Source organism: Scandinavium lactucae, assembly GCF_033843265.1.
GTDB classification, from domain to species: Bacteria; Pseudomonadota; Gammaproteobacteria; order Enterobacterales; family Enterobacteriaceae; genus Scandinavium; species Scandinavium lactucae.
The window spans coordinates 883,792-903,477 of the sequence record NZ_JAWXRD010000040.1 but is presented as its reverse complement, the minus strand read 5'-3'; the positions used below and the strand labels follow the sequence as shown (position 1 = coordinate 903,477).

Here is a 19,686-nt window from a genome sequence, read left to right as displayed (position 1 = left end):
CTGAATGAGACAGAGACATCATGAAAAAAGCTGAAAACCAACACGTCGTCACCCTGGTAAAAACCATCAAACGCGGCGAGACCGAAATTAAAGAGGTGACCCTCCTGAAACCGACCGCCGGAACCCTGCGCGGTGTCGGGCTGGCGGCGGTGGCGAACTCGGACGTCGATGCGCTGATTAAGGTGCTGCCACGCATGACCCTGCCGTCGCTGACCGAGCAGGAGGTTGCCGCGCTGGAGCTGCCGGACCTGCTGAGTTTCGCCGGTGAGGTGGTCGGTTTTTTGTCACCGAATTCGGCGGCGTAACTTTCCCGAAAAATTTCTCGGTTGATGACCTGATGGCCGACGTCGCAGTGATTTTTCACTGGGGGCCATCAGAGCTGTATCCCCTGAGTATTCCCGAGCTCATCACATGGCGCGACAAGGCGCTACAGCGAAGCGGAAACACGAATGAGTAATAACCTCAAACTCGAAGTGCTGCTGAAAGCTGTCGACCAGGCATCCCGACCTTTTAAATCCATCCAGACAGCGAGCAAATCGCTGTCGGGTGATATTCGCTCGACGCAGCAGTCGTTACGCGACCTGAACAGTCAGGCATCGAAAATCGACGGTTTTCGTAAGAGCAGCGCCCAACTGGCCGTCACCGGGCAGTCACTTGCCAAAGCGAAGCAGGAAGCGACCGCGTTGTCGGTGGCCTTTAGAAACACCGAAAATCCGACGAAAGCGCAGGCTCGTGCAATGGAGCTTGCCCAAAAGAATGCGGCTGACTTACAGCTCAAATATAACGGGCTGCGTCTGTCCGTGCAGCGTCAGCGGCAGGCGCTCGGGCAGGCGGGGATTAATACCCGGACACTGGCGAGCGATGAGCTGCGTCTGAAAAATTCCATCAGCCAAACGACGGCGCAGTTAAACCGCCAGCGTGAAGCACTGGCGCGGGTCAGTGCGCAGCAGGCGAAATTATCCGCTGTGAAAGCCCGCTATGAGTCCGGGCAGGCGCTCGCTGCCGGGGCGCGAAATGCAGGTATGGCCGGGGTTGGTGTGGCAACGGCGGGCACGCTGGCCGGGGTGACTCTTTTGCGTCCGGGTTATGACTTCGCACAGAAAAACTCTGAGCTTCAGGCGGTGCTTGGGGTAGACAAACAATCCCCTGAAATGCAGGCGTTACGTCAGCAGGCCCGACAGCTCGGGGATAATACGGCCGCGTCTGCGGATGATGCTGCCGGGGCGCAGATTATCATTGCGAAGGGCGGCGGTGATGCTGCGGCCATTCAGGCGGTGACACCGGTCACGCTGGATATGGCGCTCGCCAACCGTCGCACAATGGAAGAGAACGCCGCGCTGTTGATGGGGATGCGCTCGGCCTTCCAGCTTTCAAACGACAAAGTGGCGCACATTGGCGACGTGCTGTCGACGGTGATGAACAAAACCGCCGCTGATTTTGACGGGCTGAGTGATGCGCTGACCTATGCCGCACCGGTGGCGAAAAATGCCGGGGTAAGTATCGAAGAAGCTGCCGCGATGGTGGGGGCGCTGCACGATGCCAAAATCACCGGCTCGATGGCCGGGACTGGAAGCCGGGCGGTGCTCAGTCGTTTACAGGCTCCAACCGGCAAAGCCTTTGACGCTATCAAAGAGCTCGGCGTCAAAACGGCTGACAGTAAGGGGAACACCCGGCCGATTTTCAGCATCCTGAAAGAAATGCAGGCCAGCTTCGAGAAAAATAACCTTGGCTCGGGCCAGCGTGCCGAGTACATGAAAACCATTTTCGGCGAAGAGGCCAGCTCTGCGGCGGCGGTGCTGATGTCAGCCGCGTCGACCGGCAAGCTCGACCAGCTAACCGCCACGCTGAAAACCTCAGACGGGAAAACGGCCGCGCTGGTTAAAGTCATGCAGGACAACCTCGGCGGCGATTTTAAAGAGTTTCAGTCAGCCTATGAGGCCGTCGGGACCGACCTTTTCGACCAGCAGGAGTCATCGCTGCGCAAACTGGTGCAGACGGCGACCGGCTATGTGCTGAAGCTCGATGGCTGGATCCAGAAAAATAAATCACTGGCGACCACGCTCGGACTCATCACGGCGGCGGGGCTGGGGCTGGTTGCGGTGCTGGGTGTAATTGGTCTGGTTGCGTGGCCGGTTATCGCAGGTATCAATGCCATCGTTGCGGCGGCGGGCATGTTAAGCCTTGCCCTTTCGACAATCGGCACGGCCGCGGCTGCTGTAATAGGGGCTATCTCGTGGCCCCTTTGGGCGGTTGTCGCCGTGGTCACTGCGGTTGTGGCGACCGTCGTCGGCGGGGCGCTGCTCATCCGTAAATACTGGGAGCCCATTAGCGCCGTTTTCTCGGGTGTGGTGCAGGGGCTTATTGCCGCATTTTCGCCGGTGGGAGAGATGTTCGCCCCGCTGGCTCCCGTTTTTGACGGGCTCGGCCAGAAACTCGGCGCAGTCTGGAAATGGTTTAAAGACCTTATCGCGCCGGTAAAAGCCACGCAGGAAACCTTAGACGGCTGCAAAAATGCCGGGGTGGCGTTTGGCCGGGCGCTGGGGGATGCGCTGATGCTGCCGCTGAATATCTTCAACAAGCTGCGCGGCGGCCTTGATGTGATCCTCGAAAAGCTCGGCATCGTTAAAAAGGAATCGGACACCATCGATGCCGCGACGGCAAAGGCGCAGCCGGTCGGGCAGGGTGGTGGATACATTCCGGCGACCAGCTCATACGGGGGCTATCAGGCATATCAGCCGGTCACCGCGCCCGCCGGTCGCACGTACATCGACCAGAGCAGCCCAACCTATCAAATCCAGTTACAGGGCGGCGGTGCGCCGGGCGGCCAGCTCGGTAACCAGTTGCAGGATGCGCTTGAAAAATACGAGCGCAACAAGCGAGCCAAAGCCCGCGCCAGCATGATGCATGATTAAGGAGTCTGATGATGATGCTCACTCTTGGAATGTTTGTGTTTATGCGCCAGTCGCTGCCTTATCAGAGTTTGCAGCGCAGCGCGGATTACCAGTGGCCGTCAAACAGCCGGGTCGGGAAGCGTGATGTGTTTCAGTTCCTCGGCCCCGGTGACGACAAAATCACCCTCACTGGCGATTTGTACCCTGAAATGACCGGCGGGCGGCTCTCGATGCTGGAGCTCTATACGATGGCGGATGAGGGCCGGGCGTGGCCCCTGATTTCCGGCACCGGCACCATTTACGGGATGTTTGTCATTACCAACGTGAGCGAAACCGGAACCGTCTTTTTCGCTGATGGCTCACCGCGAAAAATCAGCTTCACGCTGTCACTGACGCGTGTCGATGATTCCCTTGCGGCGCTCTATGGCGATATTGGTAAGCAGGCCGAATCTCTTGTCGGTAAGGCGGGTAATGTGCTTTCACTGGTGGGAGGTTAGTCATGCCGGATATCGTCACCGGCTCAGGCGCAACCCTGACGCCTCAGTTTATGCTGACGCTCAACAGCAAGGACATCACCGGCAACATCAGTGACAGGCTGATTAACCTGACCATGACCGACAATCGCGGGTTTGAGGCTGACCAGCTCGACATTGAGCTCGACGACAGTGACGGGCTGGTCGAGCTGCCGGTGCGCGGGGCGGTGCTGTCGCTGTATCTCGGGTGGAAAGGTTTTGCCCTGGTGGGGAAAGGTGATTTTACTGTCGATGAGGTGGAGCACCACGGCGCACCGGACATGGTCACGTTACGGGCGCGGAGTGCAGATTTTCGCGGAACGCTCAATTCACGCCGGGAAGAGTCCTGGCATGACACCACGCTCGGCGCGGTGGTGGGGGCGATTGCATCCCGCAATAAATTAACGGCCAGCGTGGCGGAATCGCTCGCGAACATCCACATCGCGCATATTGACCAGTCGCAGGAATCCGACGCGGTATTCCTGACCCGCCTCGCCGAGCGGAACGGCGGGGCGGTGTCGGTCAAGGCGGGCAAATTGCTGATGCTCAAAGCCGGGAGCGGCGTGACGGCCAGCGGTAAGGCCATCCCACAAATCACTATTCAGCGCAGTGATGGTGACCGGCATCAGTTCGCGATTGCTGACCGGGGCGCGTATACCGGCGTGACAGCTAAATGGCTGCATACCAAAGACCCGAAGCCTCAGAAGCAGGCGCAACAGGTAAAGCTGAAGCGTAAGCCGAAAGAGCAGCACCTGCGGGCGCTCCAGCATCCAAAAGCGAAACCGGTCAGCAGCACCGCAAAGGCCAAAAAACAGAAAGAGCAGGAAGCCCGCGAGGGCGAGTATATGGCCGGTGAGTCGGATAATGTTTTCGCCATGACCACGATTTACGCATCAAAGGCGCAGGCCATGCGGGCGGCTCAGGCGAAGTGGGATAAATTGCAGCGCGGTGTGGCGGAATTTTCAATCACCCTCGCGACCGGTCGAGCAGATATTTACCCGGAAATGCCGGTTAGGGTATCAGGCTTTAAGCGCGTTATAGACGAGCAGGCATGGTTAATCAGTAAGGTGACCCATAACCTCAACAATAACGGCTTCACGACGGGCGTAGAGCTTGAGGTAAGGCTTTCTGATGTGGAGTGCGAAGCAGTGGCTGATGAGTGAATGATTTCATTTATCTATTTGTTTTGTATGGTTTTAATGGATAAAATGGCGACATTAAATCATTAAGGTGAGGTGATAAAAATGTTCCATTGTCCGTTATGCCATACAGCCGCCCATGCCCGCACCAGCCGTTACTTTACTGACACGACAAAAGAGCGCTATCACCAGTGCACAAATATCAATTGCAGCTGCACGTTCGTCACGACGGAAACGGTCGAGCGCTACATCGTAAAGCCGGGTGAAGTGACACCGGCCCTACCTCACCCCACGTCGACAGGACAGCAACAAATCGCCTGGATGTAAAAACGAGGCCTCGCAAATGCGAGGCCTCTTTGATCCGATGGTATGTATTAGGTTTTCTTAGGGCGCAGATCTGCCAACGCTGAACAACAAAAGCCCCGCACAGGGCAGGGCTTGGGAGATGATGGTCAATATGTGGACGTGACCTGAAATAAATCCTTTTATTTCATTTTGTTATCTAGAAAAACAAGTTACCAATTACTGACATTGCGGTGTTTTCTCCAGATACGGCCCATCCGGGGCCAGTGTATGCACAGCTCAAAACCGGCTGTGTTAAGTCTGTTTTGACAGATACCCATAGTATAGATGGCTGGCAAAGCAGGCTGGGGCAGGAGAGATGTTATTAAAAAGGCCCCACTTGCGTGGAGCCTTTATTGTACGCTTTTTACATCACGTTTTCAGTCAAAAACCCATTACATGGTCTGAGTGAAGGTACGCGTGATAACGTCCTGCTGCTGTTCTTTAGTCAGGGAGTTAAAACGTACTGCGTAACCCGAAACGCGGATGGTCAGCTGCGGATATTTTTCCGGATGTTCCATCGCATCGAGCAGCATTTCACGGTTCATAACGTTCACGTTCAGGTGTTGACCACCTTCGATGGACGCTTCGTGATGGAAGTAACCGTCCATCAGACCCGCCAGGTTGGTTTTACGCACTTCGTCGTCTTTACCCAGCGCGTTTGGCACGATAGAGAAGGTGTAAGAGATACCATCTTTAGCGTAAGCAAACGGCAGTTTAGCGACGGAAGTCAGAGAGGCAACAGCACCTTTCTGATCACGACCGTGCATAGGGTTAGCACCTGGACCGAATGGTGCGCCAGCGCGACGACCGTCTGGGGTGTTACCGGTTTTCTTACCATAAACCACGTTAGAGGTGATGGTCAGAACAGACTGAGTCGGGATTGCATCACGATAAGTAGTCAGTTTCTGAATTTTCTTCATGAAACGTTCTACCAGGTCAACCGCCATGTCATCAACGCGAGAATCGTTGTTACCAAACTGCGGGTATTCGCCTTCGATTTCGAAGTCGACAGCCAGACCGTCTTCGTCACGAATAGGTTTAACTTTCGCATATTTGATTGCAGACAGGGAATCAGCGGCAACGGACAGACCTGCGATACCACATGCCATGGTGCGAACCACGTCACGGTCGTGCAGAGCCATCAGCGACGCTTCGTAGCTGTACTTATCGTGCATGTAGTGGATAACGTTCAGGGCGGTGACATACTGCTTAGCCAGCCAGTCCATGAAGTGATCCATACGTTCCATGACTTCGTCATAGTTCAGCAGATCGCCTTTGATTGGTGCAGATTTTGGACCAACCTGGATTTTCAGTTTTTCGTCCACGCCGCCGTTGATAGCGTAAAGCATGGTTTTCGCGAGGTTAGCACGCGCACCGAAGAACTGCATTTGCTTACCAACAACCATTGGGCTTACGCAGCAAGCGATAGCGTAGTCATCGTTGTTGAAGTCAGGACGCATCAGATCGTCATTCTCGTACTGCAGAGAAGAGGTATCGATGGAGACTTTAGCCGCGAACTTCTTGAAGTTCAGTGGCAGTTTTTCAGACCACAGAACGGTGATGTTCGGCTCCGGAGAAGGACCCATGGTGTACAGGGTGTTCAGGAAGCGGAAGCTGGATTTGGTGACCAGAGTACGGCCATCAACGCCCATACCACCGATAGATTCAGTTGCCCAAATTGGGTCACCGGAGAACAGCTCATCATATTCTGGGGTACGCAGGAAGCGAACCATACGCAGTTTCATGACCAGGTGGTCAATCATTTCCTGAGCATCTTTCTCAGTGATTTTGCCCGCTTTCAGGTCACGTTCGATGAAGGCATCCAGGAAGGTGGATACACGGCCGAAGGACATTGCTGCACCGTTCTGAGACTTAACAGCAGCCAGGTAGCCGAAGTAGGTCCACTGAATAGCTTCCTGCGCGTTGGTTGCAGGACCAGAGATATCGCAGCCGTATTTTGCTGCCATTTCTTTGATCTGACCCAGAGCACGGTACTGTTCAGAGATTTCTTCACGCAGACGGATAGTGGCTTCCAGATTTACGCCGTTTTCCAGATCGGACTGCAGGGAAACGAACTGAGCGTATTTGTCTTTCATCAGGAAGTCGATACCGTACAGCGCAACGCGACGGTAGTCACCGATGATACGACCACGGCCATATGCATCAGGCAGACCAGTCAGAACGCCAGATTTACGGCAGTTCAGAATGTCTTTGGTGTACACATCGAATACACCCTGGTTATGGGTTTTGCGGTATTCGGTGAAGATTTTTTTCAGCATCGGGTCCAGTTCGCGATTGTACGCTTTACAGGAACCTTCAACCATTTTGATGCCGCCGAACGGGATAATCGCACGTTTCAGCGGAGCTTCAGTCTGCAGGCCAACGATTTTCTCAAGGGCTTTGTTGATGTAGCCAGCGTCGTGAGAAGTGATGGTTGACGCAACGGAGGTGTCAAAATCAACTGGCGCGTGAGTGCGGTTTTCCAGTTTAACGCCTTCCATTACGTTGTCCCACAGGGCGGTGGTCGCATCAGTCGCGCCGGCCAGGAAGGACTCGTCGCCTTCATAAGGGGTGTAGTTCTTCTGGATGAAGTCACGGACGTTGACTTCTTTCTGCCAATCACCTTTGGCAAAACCTTCCCAGGCTGTAGCTAACTTTTCGTTAAGTTCGGACATGTAACACCTACCTTCTTATGTGGATTTTTTATTTACTGCCTGAAACAACCCTTAATGCTGGTCGTTGCCACGCAGGTAAATGACCCAGTACGTCAACCCGACTAACAGACCACCACCAATAATGTTACCGATTGTCACCGGAATCAGGTTATCAGTGATGAAGTTCATGACAGTCAAGTGAGAGAAACTATCCGGTGTTGAACCGATTGCGGTCCAGAATTCCGGGCTGGCAAAGTGGCGAATGACGATACCCATCGGGATCATAAACATGTTCGCAATGCTGTGTTCGAAGCCGCTGGCAACAAACATCGCCACGGGCAGAACCATAATCATCGCTTTATCCATCAGGCTGCGGCCGGAGTAGCTCATCCACACCGCCAGACAGACCATCAGGTTTGCCAGGATACCAAGGCATACAGCCTCGATAAAAGTATGATGCATTTTGTGGTCAGCGGTTTGTAGGACGTTGAGTCCCCATCCCCCATTGGCAGCCATATATTCGCCAGATAACCACATCAGCAGAACAAACAGCAAGGCACCAATCAGGTTACCAACATAGACGTTTAACCAATTCTTAGCCAGCTGTCCCCACGTGATTTTACCACTTGCTTTCGCGACCACGATAAGCACCGTAGAGGTGAAAAGGTCTGCGCCGCAAATGACACACAGGATAAGTCCCAGTGAGAAGCAGATACCGCCAATCAGCTTGGCAATACCAAACGGCATTCCCGCAGTGCCTGTCGTGGACGTGATGTAAAAGACGAAGGCAATGGAGATGAAGACACCCGCAGTAATCGCCAAGAAAAAGGTTTTGAGCGGTTGTTTCGTTGCTTTATAGACACCCGCTTCTTCGGCCACTTTGGCCATCTCAGCTGGGAGTAAAAGATCAAAAGGGTTGTCAGCTTTCACACTAACTCTCTCTTTATTAAGTCGGCGACGAGATACTAACAAAGCATTATAGAAGAGAAATTGATATAGATCATATCTCGCCTGGCTTATAGGCCCGCAAAACGCATGGTTTTTCAGCATTCACGGCGTAACTTTTTGATTATCAAAATAAAAATAAATTTTAAAATTTAAAACTACAGTTGAATTTTTTCTGTAACCCCCTTTTTAACGGTTAATTAAAATGGAGTAATATGCATTAAAATTAACATAAATAGTAAGCTACTAATAATAGTATTTACTCATGGTTAACTTAAATATTACAAATTAACGAAAGGGCAGAAAAAATAAAAACGGGGCCCTTTAAGAGGCCCCGTAATATAACGCAGGCGAATAATTTCGCCATAGATTATTTGTGGTTTTACTGCTGTTTAGACCAGAAGCTCGCTTTTGCGCGCTGCAGTTTCTCATACGCTTTTAACAGCGATTGATGGGCAGGGAAGGCCTCAAGGTCGCTGTCTACCGGCTGCAGGCCGTAGAAGGCCTCTTCGCCGCTCAGCGCCGCGCTGGCGGCTTCCACTGCATCAGCGCCATACATGCGTACGAATGCGTTCAGGTACTGCAGCGGCTGGCGTTCTTCTTCCTGAGAAAGCAACAGCAGCGTTTGCAGGCAACGGTAGTAGTTTGCGCGCTCCGGGCTAAAGATGGAGGCGTTGAACTCCATCGTCCACTCGGTCCAGATCAGCGCCTGCTCGAGATCGCCACCGGCCAGTGCCAGCATCGCTTTCAGTTCGCCAATGCGCAGAGTGTACCAGCCGTTGTCTTTCCCGGTCGCCATCCCGAGCAGTTCACGGACACGGGTGAAGTCGTCCAGACCTTCATCATCCATCTGTTCGATCAACGCCAGATAATCTTCTTTTTCCCACTCGCTGTTCGGCAGAGAAAGAATCGTTTCGCGTAGATGGCTGCCCATATTGTTATTCGCCAGCCACAGATCTTCTGCTGGATAAATATCAGACATCCCCGGGACGATAATACGGCAAGCATATACGCTCAGATGCTCGTAGTCGGCAATATAGACTTCTTTATCTTCCGCCTGGAAAATCGCCATCAATGTGGCAAATTCTTCGTCGGTGGTGCCGGAGAAGTTCCAGTCGGCAAACGGATAGTCTGCATCCTGTTTGAACATATCCCAGGAGATCAAACCGCTGGAGTCGATGAAGTGGGTTTCGAGGTTGGCGTGCTCGCCGACTTCTTCGTCATCGAAGGTCGGAGGGGTGAACACATCGAGATCTTTCAGACCACGACCCTGCAGCAGTTCGGTCACGGTACGCTCCAGTGCCACGCCGAAGTCAGGGTGAGCGCCGAAGGACGCGAAGCAGGTCCCGTTGGCCGGGTTAAACAGCACTACGCAGATAACCGGATATTTGCCGCCCAATGAGCCGTCATAGGCAAAGATTGGGAATCCTTCGGCTTCCAGCTTCGCGATAGATTCCACCACGCTCGGATAACGCGCCATTACCTCGGCCGGGATCTCCGGCAGGCTGATGCTTTCGGCGATAATGCGGTTTTTGATGTGACGTTCGAACACTTCGGACAGCGCCTGAACACGCGCTTCATTACGCGTGTTACCGGCGGACATACCGTTGGAGACATACAGGTTGCCGACGATGTTCATCGGGATATAAACGGTCTCGCCATCGGATTGACGGGTAAACGGTAAACCGCACACGCCGCGATCATCATTGCCTGACTGCAGATCGACCAGCAGGCTGGCGGTCAACTGATCGTCCGGATCGTAAAACGCGCGCAGACGTTCATCAAGAATGCCTTCCGGCACGTCGTCATCTTCGGTCAGCGGGAACCATTTTTCATTCGGGTAATGAACAAACGGGCCGTTGGCGATGGTTTCGCCTAGCCAGAAGTCAGCAAAGAAATAGTTGGTGGACAGACGCTCAAAGTATTCGCCGAGCGCAGACGCCAGGGCCGCTTTCTTAGTCGCGCCTTTACCGTTGGTGAAGCACAGCGCGCACTCTTTGTCGCGAATATGCACGGACCAGACGTTAGGCACCGGGTTCAGCCAGGACGCTTCTTCAATGTTGAAACCGAGGTCGGTTAATTTTTGCTGGAAGCGGGCGATGGAATCTTCCAGAGCGGCGTCTTTGCCGGGAATAAATGTTTGGGTCATGGCGGTCACTTTTGTCGTACGGAAAGCGCGCAATGATACGGGTTTTGTGTGTCAGGCGCTATCGTCCCGGCCCAGGCGGCGAAAATAAAAGCCTCGGCTACGCTTAGAACCAATAACTCTCTGTTAAGGCATATAAAAATGAAAGCATTTGATTTGCACCGCATGGCGTTTGACAAGGTCCCCGTTGAGTTTCTCGGGGAAGTGGCGCTGCGTAGCCTTTACACCTTCATTCTGGTGTTTCTGTTCTTAAAAATTACCGGACGTCGCGGCGTGCGGCAGATGTCGCTCTTTGAAGTGCTCATTATTCTGACATTGGGTTCCGCCGCCGGAGATGTGGCGTTCTATGATGATGTGCCTATGCTGCCGGTGCTGGTGGTCTTTATCTCGCTGGCGGGGCTTTACCGCCTCGTGATGTGGCTGATGGCGCACAGCGAAAAGCTAGAGGATCTGCTGGAGGGTAAGCCAGTCATTATTGTGACCGACGGAGAGCTCGCCTGGGAGAAGCTGCAAGCCGAGAACATGACCGAGTTTGAATTCTTTATGGAACTTCGCCTGAATGGCATCGAACACCTCGGACAGATTAAACGCGCCATCCTCGAAACCAACGGCCAAATCAGCGTCTACTTTTTCGGTGACGATGAGGTGAAAGCCGGGCTGCCGATTTTGCCCGGTAAATGCGTCGAGCGTTTCACCACCGTGCCGGAAGAAAACGATTATTCCTGTACCCGATGCAGCGCGATTTTTCATCTGCATGCGGGCGACCGTCGAAACTGTCCGCGTTGTGCAAATCCGGAGTGGGCAAAGGCCAGTCGGGCGAAACGGATCACCTGACAGCAAAAATGTCGGCATTGTATCGTCAAGCTGGCAGATTGTGTTGTGTGAGCTTCGCCACATTTTTCTGCCAGCGAGTATTAGCCATTGCGGCGTGTGTCACTGAATGGTAAAACCGATAGCCACAGGAATAACTTATGCCTTCGGGTAGATAACGTGCACAGCGTGGTGAGGGGAAATGGCTCAGGTCTTTAATTTTAGTTCAGGTCCGGCAATGCTTCCGGCAGATGTTCTTCAACTGGCTCAACAGGAACTGTGTGACTGGCAGGGGTTGGGTACCTCGGTGATGGAAATCAGCCATCGTGGAAAAGAGTTCATCCAGGTCGCTGAAACAGCAGAAAAAGATTTCCGTGATTTGCTGAATATCCCTTCCAACTACAAAGTGCTGTTCTGCCACGGCGGCGGGCGCGGTCAGTTTGCCGGTGTTCCCCTCAATCTGCTCGGTGATAAAACCACCGCTGACTACGTCGATGCGGGCTACTGGGCGGAAAGCGCCGTAAAAGAAGCGGTGAAATACTGCTCTCCGAATGTTATCGACGCCAAAACTATCGTTGATGGCAAGCGCGCGGTAAAACCGATGCGCGACTGGCAGCTCTCTGACAATGCGGCGTATCTGCATTACTGCCCGAATGAAACCATCGACGGCATCGCTATCAATGAAATGCCAAACTTTGGCAAAGACGTTGTCGTTGCGGCGGATTTCTCATCTTCGATTCTGTCCAGCCCGATTGATATCAGCCGCTTTGGCGTGATTTACGCCGGGGCGCAGAAGAACATCGGTCCCGCTGGCCTGACGCTGGTTATCGTCCGTGAAGATCTGCTGGGTAAAGCGCATAAAATGTGCCCATCGATTCTGGATTACACCGTCCTGAACGATAACGATTCGATGTTCAACACCCCGCCGACCTTTGCCTGGTATTTGTCTGGACTGGTGTTCAAATGGCTGAAAGAGCAGGGCGGCGTGGCGGCAATGGACCGCATTAACCAGCAGAAAGCCGAACTGCTGTATGGCACCATCGACAACAGTGACTTTTATCGTAATGACGTGGCGACGGCCAACCGTTCACGCATGAATGTACCTTTCCAGTTGGCGGACAGTGCGCTGGATAAACTGTTCCTTGAAGAATCCTTTGCCGCAGGGCTGCATGCGCTGAAAGGCCACCGAGTAGTGGGTGGTATGCGGGCGTCCATCTATAACGCCATGCCTCTGGCAGGTGTGCAGGCGTTAACCGATTTTATGAAAGAGTTCGAACGCCGCCACGGTTAATCTTTTACGTTTTCATCCCCGTAGCTTGTCTGCGGGGTTTTTTATTTTCTGCTTTTGAGAGTTGAGTTTCATGGAATCCCTGACGTTACAACCCATCGCGCGCGTAGACGGCACCATCAATTTACCCGGTTCAAAAAGTGTTTCTAACCGCGCATTGCTGTTGGCGGCATTGGCGCGGGGTACCACCGTACTGACCAATCTGTTGGACAGTGACGACGTGCGCCATATGCTCAATGCCCTGACCGCGTTGGGCGTTCAATACACGCTTTCAGCCTGCCGTACCCGCTGTGAAGTCACCGGTAACGGCGGCCCGCTGAAATCCGCTGCTGCGTTGGAGTTGTTCCTCGGGAACGCCGGGACGGCGATGCGTCCGCTGGCAGCGGCGTTGTGTCTGGGCAGCAATGATATCGTGCTGACCGGCGAGCCACGCATGAAAGAGCGTCCGATTGGCCATCTGGTTGACGCCCTGCGCCAGGGTGGCGCGCAGATTGATTATCTGGAGCAGGAAAACTATCCGCCGGTGCGCCTGAAAGGTGGTTTTACAGGCGGCGAAGTGGCCGTTGACGGCAGCGTATCCAGCCAGTTTCTGACGGCGTTGCTGATGACCGCTCCGCTGGCACCGCAGGACACCCTCATCACCATTAAAGGCGATCTGGTGTCAAAACCGTACATCGATATCACACTGCATCTGATGAACACCTTCGGCGTGAAGGTTGATAACCAGAACTATCAGCGTTTTGTGGTGAAAGGTGGCCAGCATTACCAGTCTCCGGGCGCATATCTGGTGGAAGGCGATGCGTCTTCCGCGTCTTACTTCCTGGCGGCGGGAGCGATTAAAGGCGGTACGGTTAAAGTGACCGGTATCGGGCGTAACAGCGTGCAGGGCGATATCCGCTTTGCTGACGTGCTGGAAAAAATGGGCGCAACCGTTACCTGGGGCGACGATTTTATCGCTTGTACGCACGGCGAGTTGAACGCCATCGATATGGACATGAACCACATACCTGATGCAGCGATGACAATCGCCACGGCGGCACTGTTTGCCAAAGGCACGACGACGCTGCGTAACATCTACAACTGGCGGGTAAAAGAAACCGACCGCCTGTTTGCGATGGCGACTGAATTACGCAAAGTGGGTGCGGAAGTGGAAGAGGGCGAAGACTACATTCGTGTTACGCCCCCAGCACAGCTGACCTTTGCAGAGATCGGCACCTACAACGATCACCGTATGGCGATGTGCTTCTCGCTGGTGGCGCTGTCGGATACGCCAGTGACCATTCTTGATCCGAAATGTACGGCGAAAACCTTCCCGGACTATTTCGAACAACTGGCACGTATCAGTACGCCTGCCTGATGCCTTTCGCGCTACGTCTTCTGGCGTAGCGCAGAATGACACTTCCTGACGTTACCTCTGCGCATTTCTTCTACACTCACCTTCAAACATTCTGCTATTTGAAAGCAATATTAACGGTTACAAGCGTTGGCGAGTATAATGCGCGGCGTTTATATCACTGACGCCTTGAATGAAGGAGAAAACGATGACGGCAATTGCCCCGGTAATCACCATTGATGGGCCAAGTGGTGCAGGTAAAGGCACCTTGTGCAAAGCAATGGCGGAAGCATTGCAGTGGCATCTGTTGGATTCAGGTGCGATCTATCGCGTGCTGGCCCTGGCTGCATTGCATCATCACGTGGATGTCACCTCTGAAGAGGCTCTGGTTCCGTTGGCTGCGCACCTTGATGTGCGTTTCGTGTCGACCAACGGCAACCTCGAAGTGATTCTGGAAGGTGAAGATGTCAGCGGCGAAATCCGTACTCAGGACGTGGCGAATGCTGCTTCCAAAGTGGCGGCCTTCCCGCGCGTACGCGAAGCACTCTTGCGTCGTCAGCGTGCATTCCGCGAAGCGCCAGGCCTGATTGCTGATGGTCGCGACATGGGAACCGTTGTTTTCACCGACGCGCCGGTAAAAATTTTCCTCGATGCTTCACCGGAAGAACGTGCTCAACGCCGGATGCTGCAGTTGCAGGAGAAGGGCTTTAGTGTTAACTTTGAACGCCTTTTGCTCGAGATAAAGGAACGCGATGACCGTGACCGCAACCGTGCGGTGGCACCGTTAGTTCCCGCAGCAGATGCTTTAGTGTTGGATTCAACACGATTAAGCATTGAGCAAGTGATTGAAAAAGCGCTACAATATGCGCGTCAAAAACTGGCTGCTGTCTGATTAAAAGACAGGCGAGCCTCCGAATTAGTAGTACCCCCGCTGCAAAGGATTGTGAGCGGGTATGTGAAACAACCCCATCCGACAAGGTGTCAGGTGGACGTTAAATCTAACTTCGAAGATTAAACATGACTGAATCTTTTGCTCAACTATTTGAAGAATCCTTAAAAACAATCGAAACCCGTCCGGGTTCCATCGTTCGTGGTGTTGTTGTTGCTATCGATAAAGATATCGTACTGGTTGACGCCGGTCTGAAATCTGAATCCGCCATCCCGGCAGAGCAGTTCAAGAACGCCCAGGGCGAGCTGGAAATCCAGGTCGGTGACGAAGTTGACGTTGCGCTGGACGCAGTAGAAGACGGCTTCGGCGAAACCCTGCTCTCCCGTGAGAAAGCTAAGCGTCACGAAGCTTGGATCACGCTGGAAAAAGCATACGAAGACGCTGAAACTGTTGTTGGTGTTATCAACGGCAAAGTTAAAGGTGGCTTCACTGTTGAGCTGAACGGTATTCGTGCGTTCCTGCCAGGTTCACTGGTAGACGTTCGTCCGGTTCGCGATACGCTGCACCTGGAAGGCAAAGAGCTTGAGTTCAAAGTTATCAAGCTGGACCAGAAGCGTAACAACGTTGTTGTTTCCCGTCGTGCTGTTATCGAATCTGAAAACAGCGCAGAACGCGATCAGCTGCTGGAAAACCTGCAGGAAGGCATGGAAGTTAAAGGTATCGTTAAGAACCTCACTGACTACGGTGCATTCGTTGATCTGGGCGGCGTAGACGGCCTGCTGCACATCACTGACATGGCGTGGAAACGCGTTAAACACCCAAGCGAAATCGTGAACGTTGGCGACGAAATCACTGTTAAAGTGCTGAAGTTCGACCGCGAGCGTACCCGTGTTTCTCTGGGTCTGAAGCAGCTGGGCGAAGATCCATGGGTAGCTATCGCTAAGCGTTACCCAGAAGGTACCAAACTGACTGGTCGCGTGACCAACCTGACCGACTACGGCTGCTTCGTTGAAATCGAAGAAGGCGTTGAAGGCCTGGTACACGTTTCCGAAATGGACTGGACCAACAAAAACATCCACCCATCCAAAGTTGTTAACGTTGGTGACGTAGTGGAAGTTATGGTTCTGGACATCGACGAAGAACGTCGTCGTATCTCCCTGGGTCTGAAGCAGTGCAAAAACAACCCATGGCAGCAGTTCGCGGAAACCCACAACAAGGGTGACCGTGTTGAAGGTAAAATCAAGTCTATCACTGACTTCGGTATCTTCATCGGCCTGGACGGCGGCATCGACGGTCTGGTTCACCTGTCTGACATCTCCTGGAACGTTGCAGGCGAAGAAGCCGTTCGTGAATACAAGAAAGGCGACGAAATCGCTGCCGTTGTTCTGCAGGTTGACGCAGAGCGTGAGCGCATCTCCCTGGGCGTGAAACAGCTGGCTGAAGATCCGTTCAACAACTGGGTTGCTCTGAACAAGAAAGGCGCTATCGTTAACGGTAAAGTGACTGCAGTTGACGCTAAAGGCGCAACCGTAGAACTGGCTGACGGCGTTGAAGGTTACCTGCGTGCTTCTGAAGCATCCCGTGACCGTGTTGAAGATGCAACTCTGGTTCTGAGCGTAGGCGACGACGTTGAAGCTAAATTCACCGGTGTTGACCGTAAGAACCGTGCAATCAGCCTGTCTGTACGTGCTAAAGACGAAGCTGACGAGAAAGATGCAATCGCGACTGTTAACAACAAACAGGAAGAAAGCAACTTCTCCAACGCTATGGCTGAAGCATTTAAAGCAGCTAAAGGCGAGTAATCAGGTCACTCTTTACGAGTAACTTGACAGATTGCAGGATTCGTCCTGTAATCAACAACAAAGGGCGGCTACGGCCGCCCTTGTTCAAGCTGTTAGCTTATACTTTCCTGAAAGGAAACCGGAGGAATCATGACCAAGTCAGAGCTCATCGAAAGACTTGCAAGCCAGCAATCTCACGTCCCTGCGAAAGCGGTTGAAGATGCTGTGAAGGAGATGCTGGAACATATGGCCTCTACGCTGGCCCAAGGCGAGCGCATCGAAATCCGCGGTTTCGGCAGTTTCTCTTTGCATTACCGCGCCCCACGCGTCGGGCGTAACCCGAAAACAGGCGATAAAGTCGAGCTGGAAGGTAAATACGTTCCCCACTTTAAGCCGGGTAAAGAATTGCGCGATCGCGCCAACATTTACGGCGGTTGAGTTACTGCGGGTTTCCCGTGAACTTGAACGTGAAAAAAGCACCTGTCAGGTGCTTTTTTCGTTTTTGTTTCCTGAACAGCATTCTTGCACTCAACTACGCCATTCCTGAACCGTGCTCGCAGTATATTCTCCATGTGCAGCAATCATGTATTTTCCCTGGAATCCTCCTCGTAGACTTTCTTTTTTCCTGACGACTTCATGGTCTGAAATCGCGACACTGCGGCCAACGACATGGAGGTGTCATGCGATTACCGACATTAGCATTCTGCGCCATCCTCGGTATTTGCCCCTTGCTTTGGCTGCCGGCGTTGCCGACGCTCGCAGAGACAGGGGCGATGACTGTCCTGGCAATCGCTCTCTGCGTGAAAGCGGGCCGATTCAGAATAATTGGGCTGATTATGCTCTTTTTCTGCTGGGGAATTCTTGCCGCCCAAAAGATGGTTTTGCCTGCCAATTCCCTCACCGGGAAGCCAGTGCAGGCCGAGGTAGCGATCACCGCCACGGACGGGGAAACAACTTATTACGGGAAGCTGCTGCAAATTAACGGGCAACGCCAGTTTCCGGCCCCCGAGATTGTACTGTATGGCCAGGCGCTGCCAGATAACGCCTGTCCGGGGCAGGTCTGGCACATGACCATTCATGCCAGGGCAGTACACGGGCAGCTCAATGAAGGGATATTTGACAGTCAGCGCCATGCGCTGTCATTACACCGTCCGTTAACGGGGCGTTTCACTCAGGCTCGTGTAGAAAAGCAAAGCTGCAACCTGCGGGCCCGATTTGTTTCTTCGCTGCGAGAAGGTCTCGAACCCTATCCCTGGCAACAGGTGATGCTGGCGCTGGCTGTCGGCGAACGGGCTGATGTGCCAGCAGAGATTAAATTACTGCTACAGCAAACTGGAACCTCCCATCTGATGGCGATTTCCGGGCTGCATATCTCCCTGGTCGCCATGATTGGCTGGCTTATCATGCGGGGAATGCAGTTCCTGTTGCCGTGTCGGTGGATAGACTGGCGAGTGCCCCTTTGCGCCAGCTTTACAGTGGCGGTGGCTTATGCCTGGCTCAGTGGCTTACAACCGCCTGCACTGAGAACCATTATTGCGACGGGCGTTTGGGTATGGCTACGGTTAAATGGCCGGAGATGGACTCCGTGGGAGGTATGGCTGTGCTGTATCGCGCCGATCCTGATTCTGGATCCCCTGGCCATTTTGGCGCAAAGCCTGTGGCTTTCAGCCTTTGCCGTAGCGACGCTAATATTTTGGTATCAATGGGCACCCCGTTTGCGGGTGAAATCCAACGCAGTGTTGAATTCCCTCTGGGCATTTGTCCATTTGCAGGCAGGGCTGATGCTGCTCCTGCTTCCGCTGCAGGTAATCGTCTTTCATGGGGCATCCTGGACTTCATTGCTGGCGAATATTGTGGCGGTTCCTTTGGTTACGCTGGGTGAGGTACCGCTGTTGCTGGCTGGAATGGCCGTGCATTTTAGTGGGCCTGTATGGCTTGAGAATAACCTATGGTGGCTGGCCGACAGCATGTTGGCCGGACTGTTCTGGTTTTTGCGAAGTCTGCCTCAGGGCTGGCAGGACATTGACTCCCGCTGGCAGGGGATTGTGATGTTGCCGTGGTTGGGAATTATCTTCTGGCGATTAAACGGCTGGCGAAAATGGTCTGCGTCGGCCCTGGCGTGTAGCACGGCGCTGGCCTTTCCGCTATGGCGGCAGCCGCCAACGCAAGACTGGTCGCTGACGATGCTGGACGTGGGGCAGGGCCTTGCCATGGTCATTGCCCGCAACGGGAAAGCGGTGTTGTACGATACCGGCCTGGCGTGGCCAGGCGGCGACAGTGCCCAGCAGATAATAGTGCCATGGCTACGTTGGCACCATCTTCGGCCAGAAGGCATTATTCTCAGCCATGAGCATCTTGATCACCGGGGAGGAATGAATACCCTGGTCAAGACCTGGCCCGGATTATGGGTCAGAAGTCCGCTGCGATGGAAAGGGCATCAGCCGTGCTATCGGGGCGAAAGCTGGCAATGGCAGGGGCTGACGTTCCGCGCAGTGTGGCCGTTGCCAGGGTCGACAGAAACGGGCAACAATCGATCCTGTGTGGTCCGGGTCGATGACGGAATACATAGCGTCCTGTTGACGGGAGATATTGAAATTCCGGCTGAAATGTCAATGCTCAGCCATTATTGGCGCTATCTTGCGTCTACACTTGTTCAGGTGCCGCATCATGGCAGTTCAACCTCCTCGTCGTTAGCATTATTGCAAGCGGTTGAGGGCGGGGCAGCGCTGGCCTCCGCTGCGAGATACAACGCCTGGCATTTTCCATCCGCAAAGGTAAAAGCACGCTATTTACAACGGCACTATCAATGGTTCGATACGCCGCATCAGGGGCAGGTTACGGTCAATTTTTCGCCTGATGGCTGGCAAATCCATAGCTTACGCGATCAAATATACCGCCGTTGGTATCATCAGTGGTTTGGCGATGCCCGTGATAACGGGTAGAATGTTCGGCT

Annotated in this window: 16 protein-coding genes; 13 read left to right on the top strand and 3 right to left on the bottom strand. The window is 53.6% G+C overall.

The window, feature by feature from the left end; translation table 11 throughout:
* Positions 1-20: 20 nt before the first annotated feature.
* The 6 genes from SIK69_RS22065 to SIK69_RS22040 all read left to right on the top strand — a co-directional run bounded on the left by SIK69_RS22065 (position 21) and on the right by SIK69_RS22040 (position 4,869).
* A complete protein-coding gene (locus SIK69_RS22065) occupies positions 21-305 on the top strand; it encodes a phage tail assembly protein (RefSeq protein ID WP_319787121.1) in 285 nt (94 codons plus the stop codon).
* Positions 306-337: 32 nt separating this feature from the next.
* Positions 338-457 carry a GpE family phage tail protein gene (locus SIK69_RS22060; protein WP_258964625.1) on the top strand — a complete coding sequence of 40 codons (120 nt, stop codon included), beginning with the start codon at positions 338-340 and terminating at the stop codon, positions 455-457.
* Positions 450-2,912 (top strand): phage tail tape measure protein, encoded by a 2,463-nt coding sequence (locus SIK69_RS22055; protein WP_319787120.1) that lies wholly within the window; start codon positions 450-452, stop codon positions 2,910-2,912. Before SIK69_RS22060 ends, SIK69_RS22055 begins: the two co-directional genes overlap by 8 nt.
* Positions 2,913-2,923: 11 nt before the next feature.
* Positions 2,924-3,388 carry a phage tail protein gene (locus tag SIK69_RS22050; RefSeq protein ID WP_319787235.1) on the top strand — a complete coding sequence of 155 codons (465 nt, stop codon included), beginning with the start codon at positions 2,924-2,926 and terminating at the stop codon, positions 3,386-3,388.
* 2 nt (positions 3,389-3,390) lie between these two features.
* Entirely contained in the window at positions 3,391-4,566 is a 1,176-nt protein-coding gene (locus SIK69_RS22045; RefSeq protein WP_319787119.1) for a phage late control D family tail protein, read from the top strand.
* An 81-nt stretch (positions 4,567-4,647) separates the two neighbouring features.
* The gene (locus tag SIK69_RS22040) at positions 4,648-4,869 is read left to right on the top strand and encodes a DNA-binding transcriptional regulator (RefSeq protein ID WP_258964628.1); all 222 of its coding nucleotides are present in this window, start codon (positions 4,648-4,650) and stop codon (positions 4,867-4,869) included.
* Between the two features lie 410 nt (positions 4,870-5,279).
* Here the strand turns inward: SIK69_RS22040 and pflB are convergent, their stop codons facing one another.
* From pflB to ycaO, 3 genes are all read right to left on the bottom strand, one after another.
* The gene (pflB, locus tag SIK69_RS22035; protein WP_319629825.1) at positions 5,280-7,562 is read right to left on the bottom strand and encodes a formate C-acetyltransferase; all 2,283 of its coding nucleotides are present in this window, start codon (positions 7,560-7,562) and stop codon (positions 5,280-5,282) included.
* Between the two features lie 51 nt (positions 7,563-7,613).
* Complete coding sequence (focA, locus tag SIK69_RS22030) at positions 7,614-8,471, bottom strand: formate transporter FocA (protein ID WP_319629826.1); 858 nt, start codon at positions 8,469-8,471, stop codon at positions 7,614-7,616.
* 397 nt (positions 8,472-8,868) lie between these two features.
* Entirely contained in the window at positions 8,869-10,635 is a 1,767-nt protein-coding gene (gene ycaO, locus SIK69_RS22025) for a 30S ribosomal protein S12 methylthiotransferase accessory factor YcaO (RefSeq protein WP_319787118.1), read from the bottom strand.
* 138 nt (positions 10,636-10,773) lie between these two features.
* On the opposite strand from ycaO, the gene SIK69_RS22020 reads away from it, so the two are divergent.
* From SIK69_RS22020 to SIK69_RS21990, 7 genes are all read left to right on the top strand, one after another.
* The gene (locus tag SIK69_RS22020) at positions 10,774-11,466 is read left to right on the top strand and encodes a DUF421 domain-containing protein (protein WP_319629828.1); all 693 of its coding nucleotides are present in this window, start codon (positions 10,774-10,776) and stop codon (positions 11,464-11,466) included.
* 178 nt (positions 11,467-11,644) lie between these two features.
* Positions 11,645-12,733 carry a 3-phosphoserine/phosphohydroxythreonine transaminase gene (gene serC / locus SIK69_RS22015; protein WP_319629829.1) on the top strand — a complete coding sequence of 363 codons (1,089 nt, stop codon included), beginning with the start codon at positions 11,645-11,647 and terminating at the stop codon, positions 12,731-12,733.
* A gap of 70 nt (positions 12,734-12,803) precedes the next feature.
* Positions 12,804-14,087 (top strand): 3-phosphoshikimate 1-carboxyvinyltransferase, encoded by a 1,284-nt coding sequence (aroA, locus tag SIK69_RS22010; RefSeq protein ID WP_319629830.1) that lies wholly within the window; start codon positions 12,804-12,806, stop codon positions 14,085-14,087.
* A gap of 184 nt (positions 14,088-14,271) precedes the next feature.
* The gene (cmk, locus tag SIK69_RS22005) at positions 14,272-14,955 is read left to right on the top strand and encodes a (d)CMP kinase (protein ID WP_319629831.1); all 684 of its coding nucleotides are present in this window, start codon (positions 14,272-14,274) and stop codon (positions 14,953-14,955) included.
* A gap of 125 nt (positions 14,956-15,080) precedes the next feature.
* Complete coding sequence (rpsA, locus tag SIK69_RS22000) at positions 15,081-16,754, top strand: 30S ribosomal protein S1 (RefSeq protein WP_319629832.1); 1,674 nt, start codon at positions 15,081-15,083, stop codon at positions 16,752-16,754.
* A gap of 129 nt (positions 16,755-16,883) precedes the next feature.
* Entirely contained in the window at positions 16,884-17,171 is a 288-nt protein-coding gene (gene ihfB, locus SIK69_RS21995) for an integration host factor subunit beta (RefSeq protein ID WP_319629833.1), read from the top strand.
* A gap of 242 nt (positions 17,172-17,413) precedes the next feature.
* A complete protein-coding gene (locus tag SIK69_RS21990) occupies positions 17,414-19,675 on the top strand; it encodes a ComEC family protein (RefSeq protein ID WP_319787116.1) in 2,262 nt (753 codons plus the stop codon).
* Positions 19,676-19,686 lie beyond the last annotated feature (11 nt).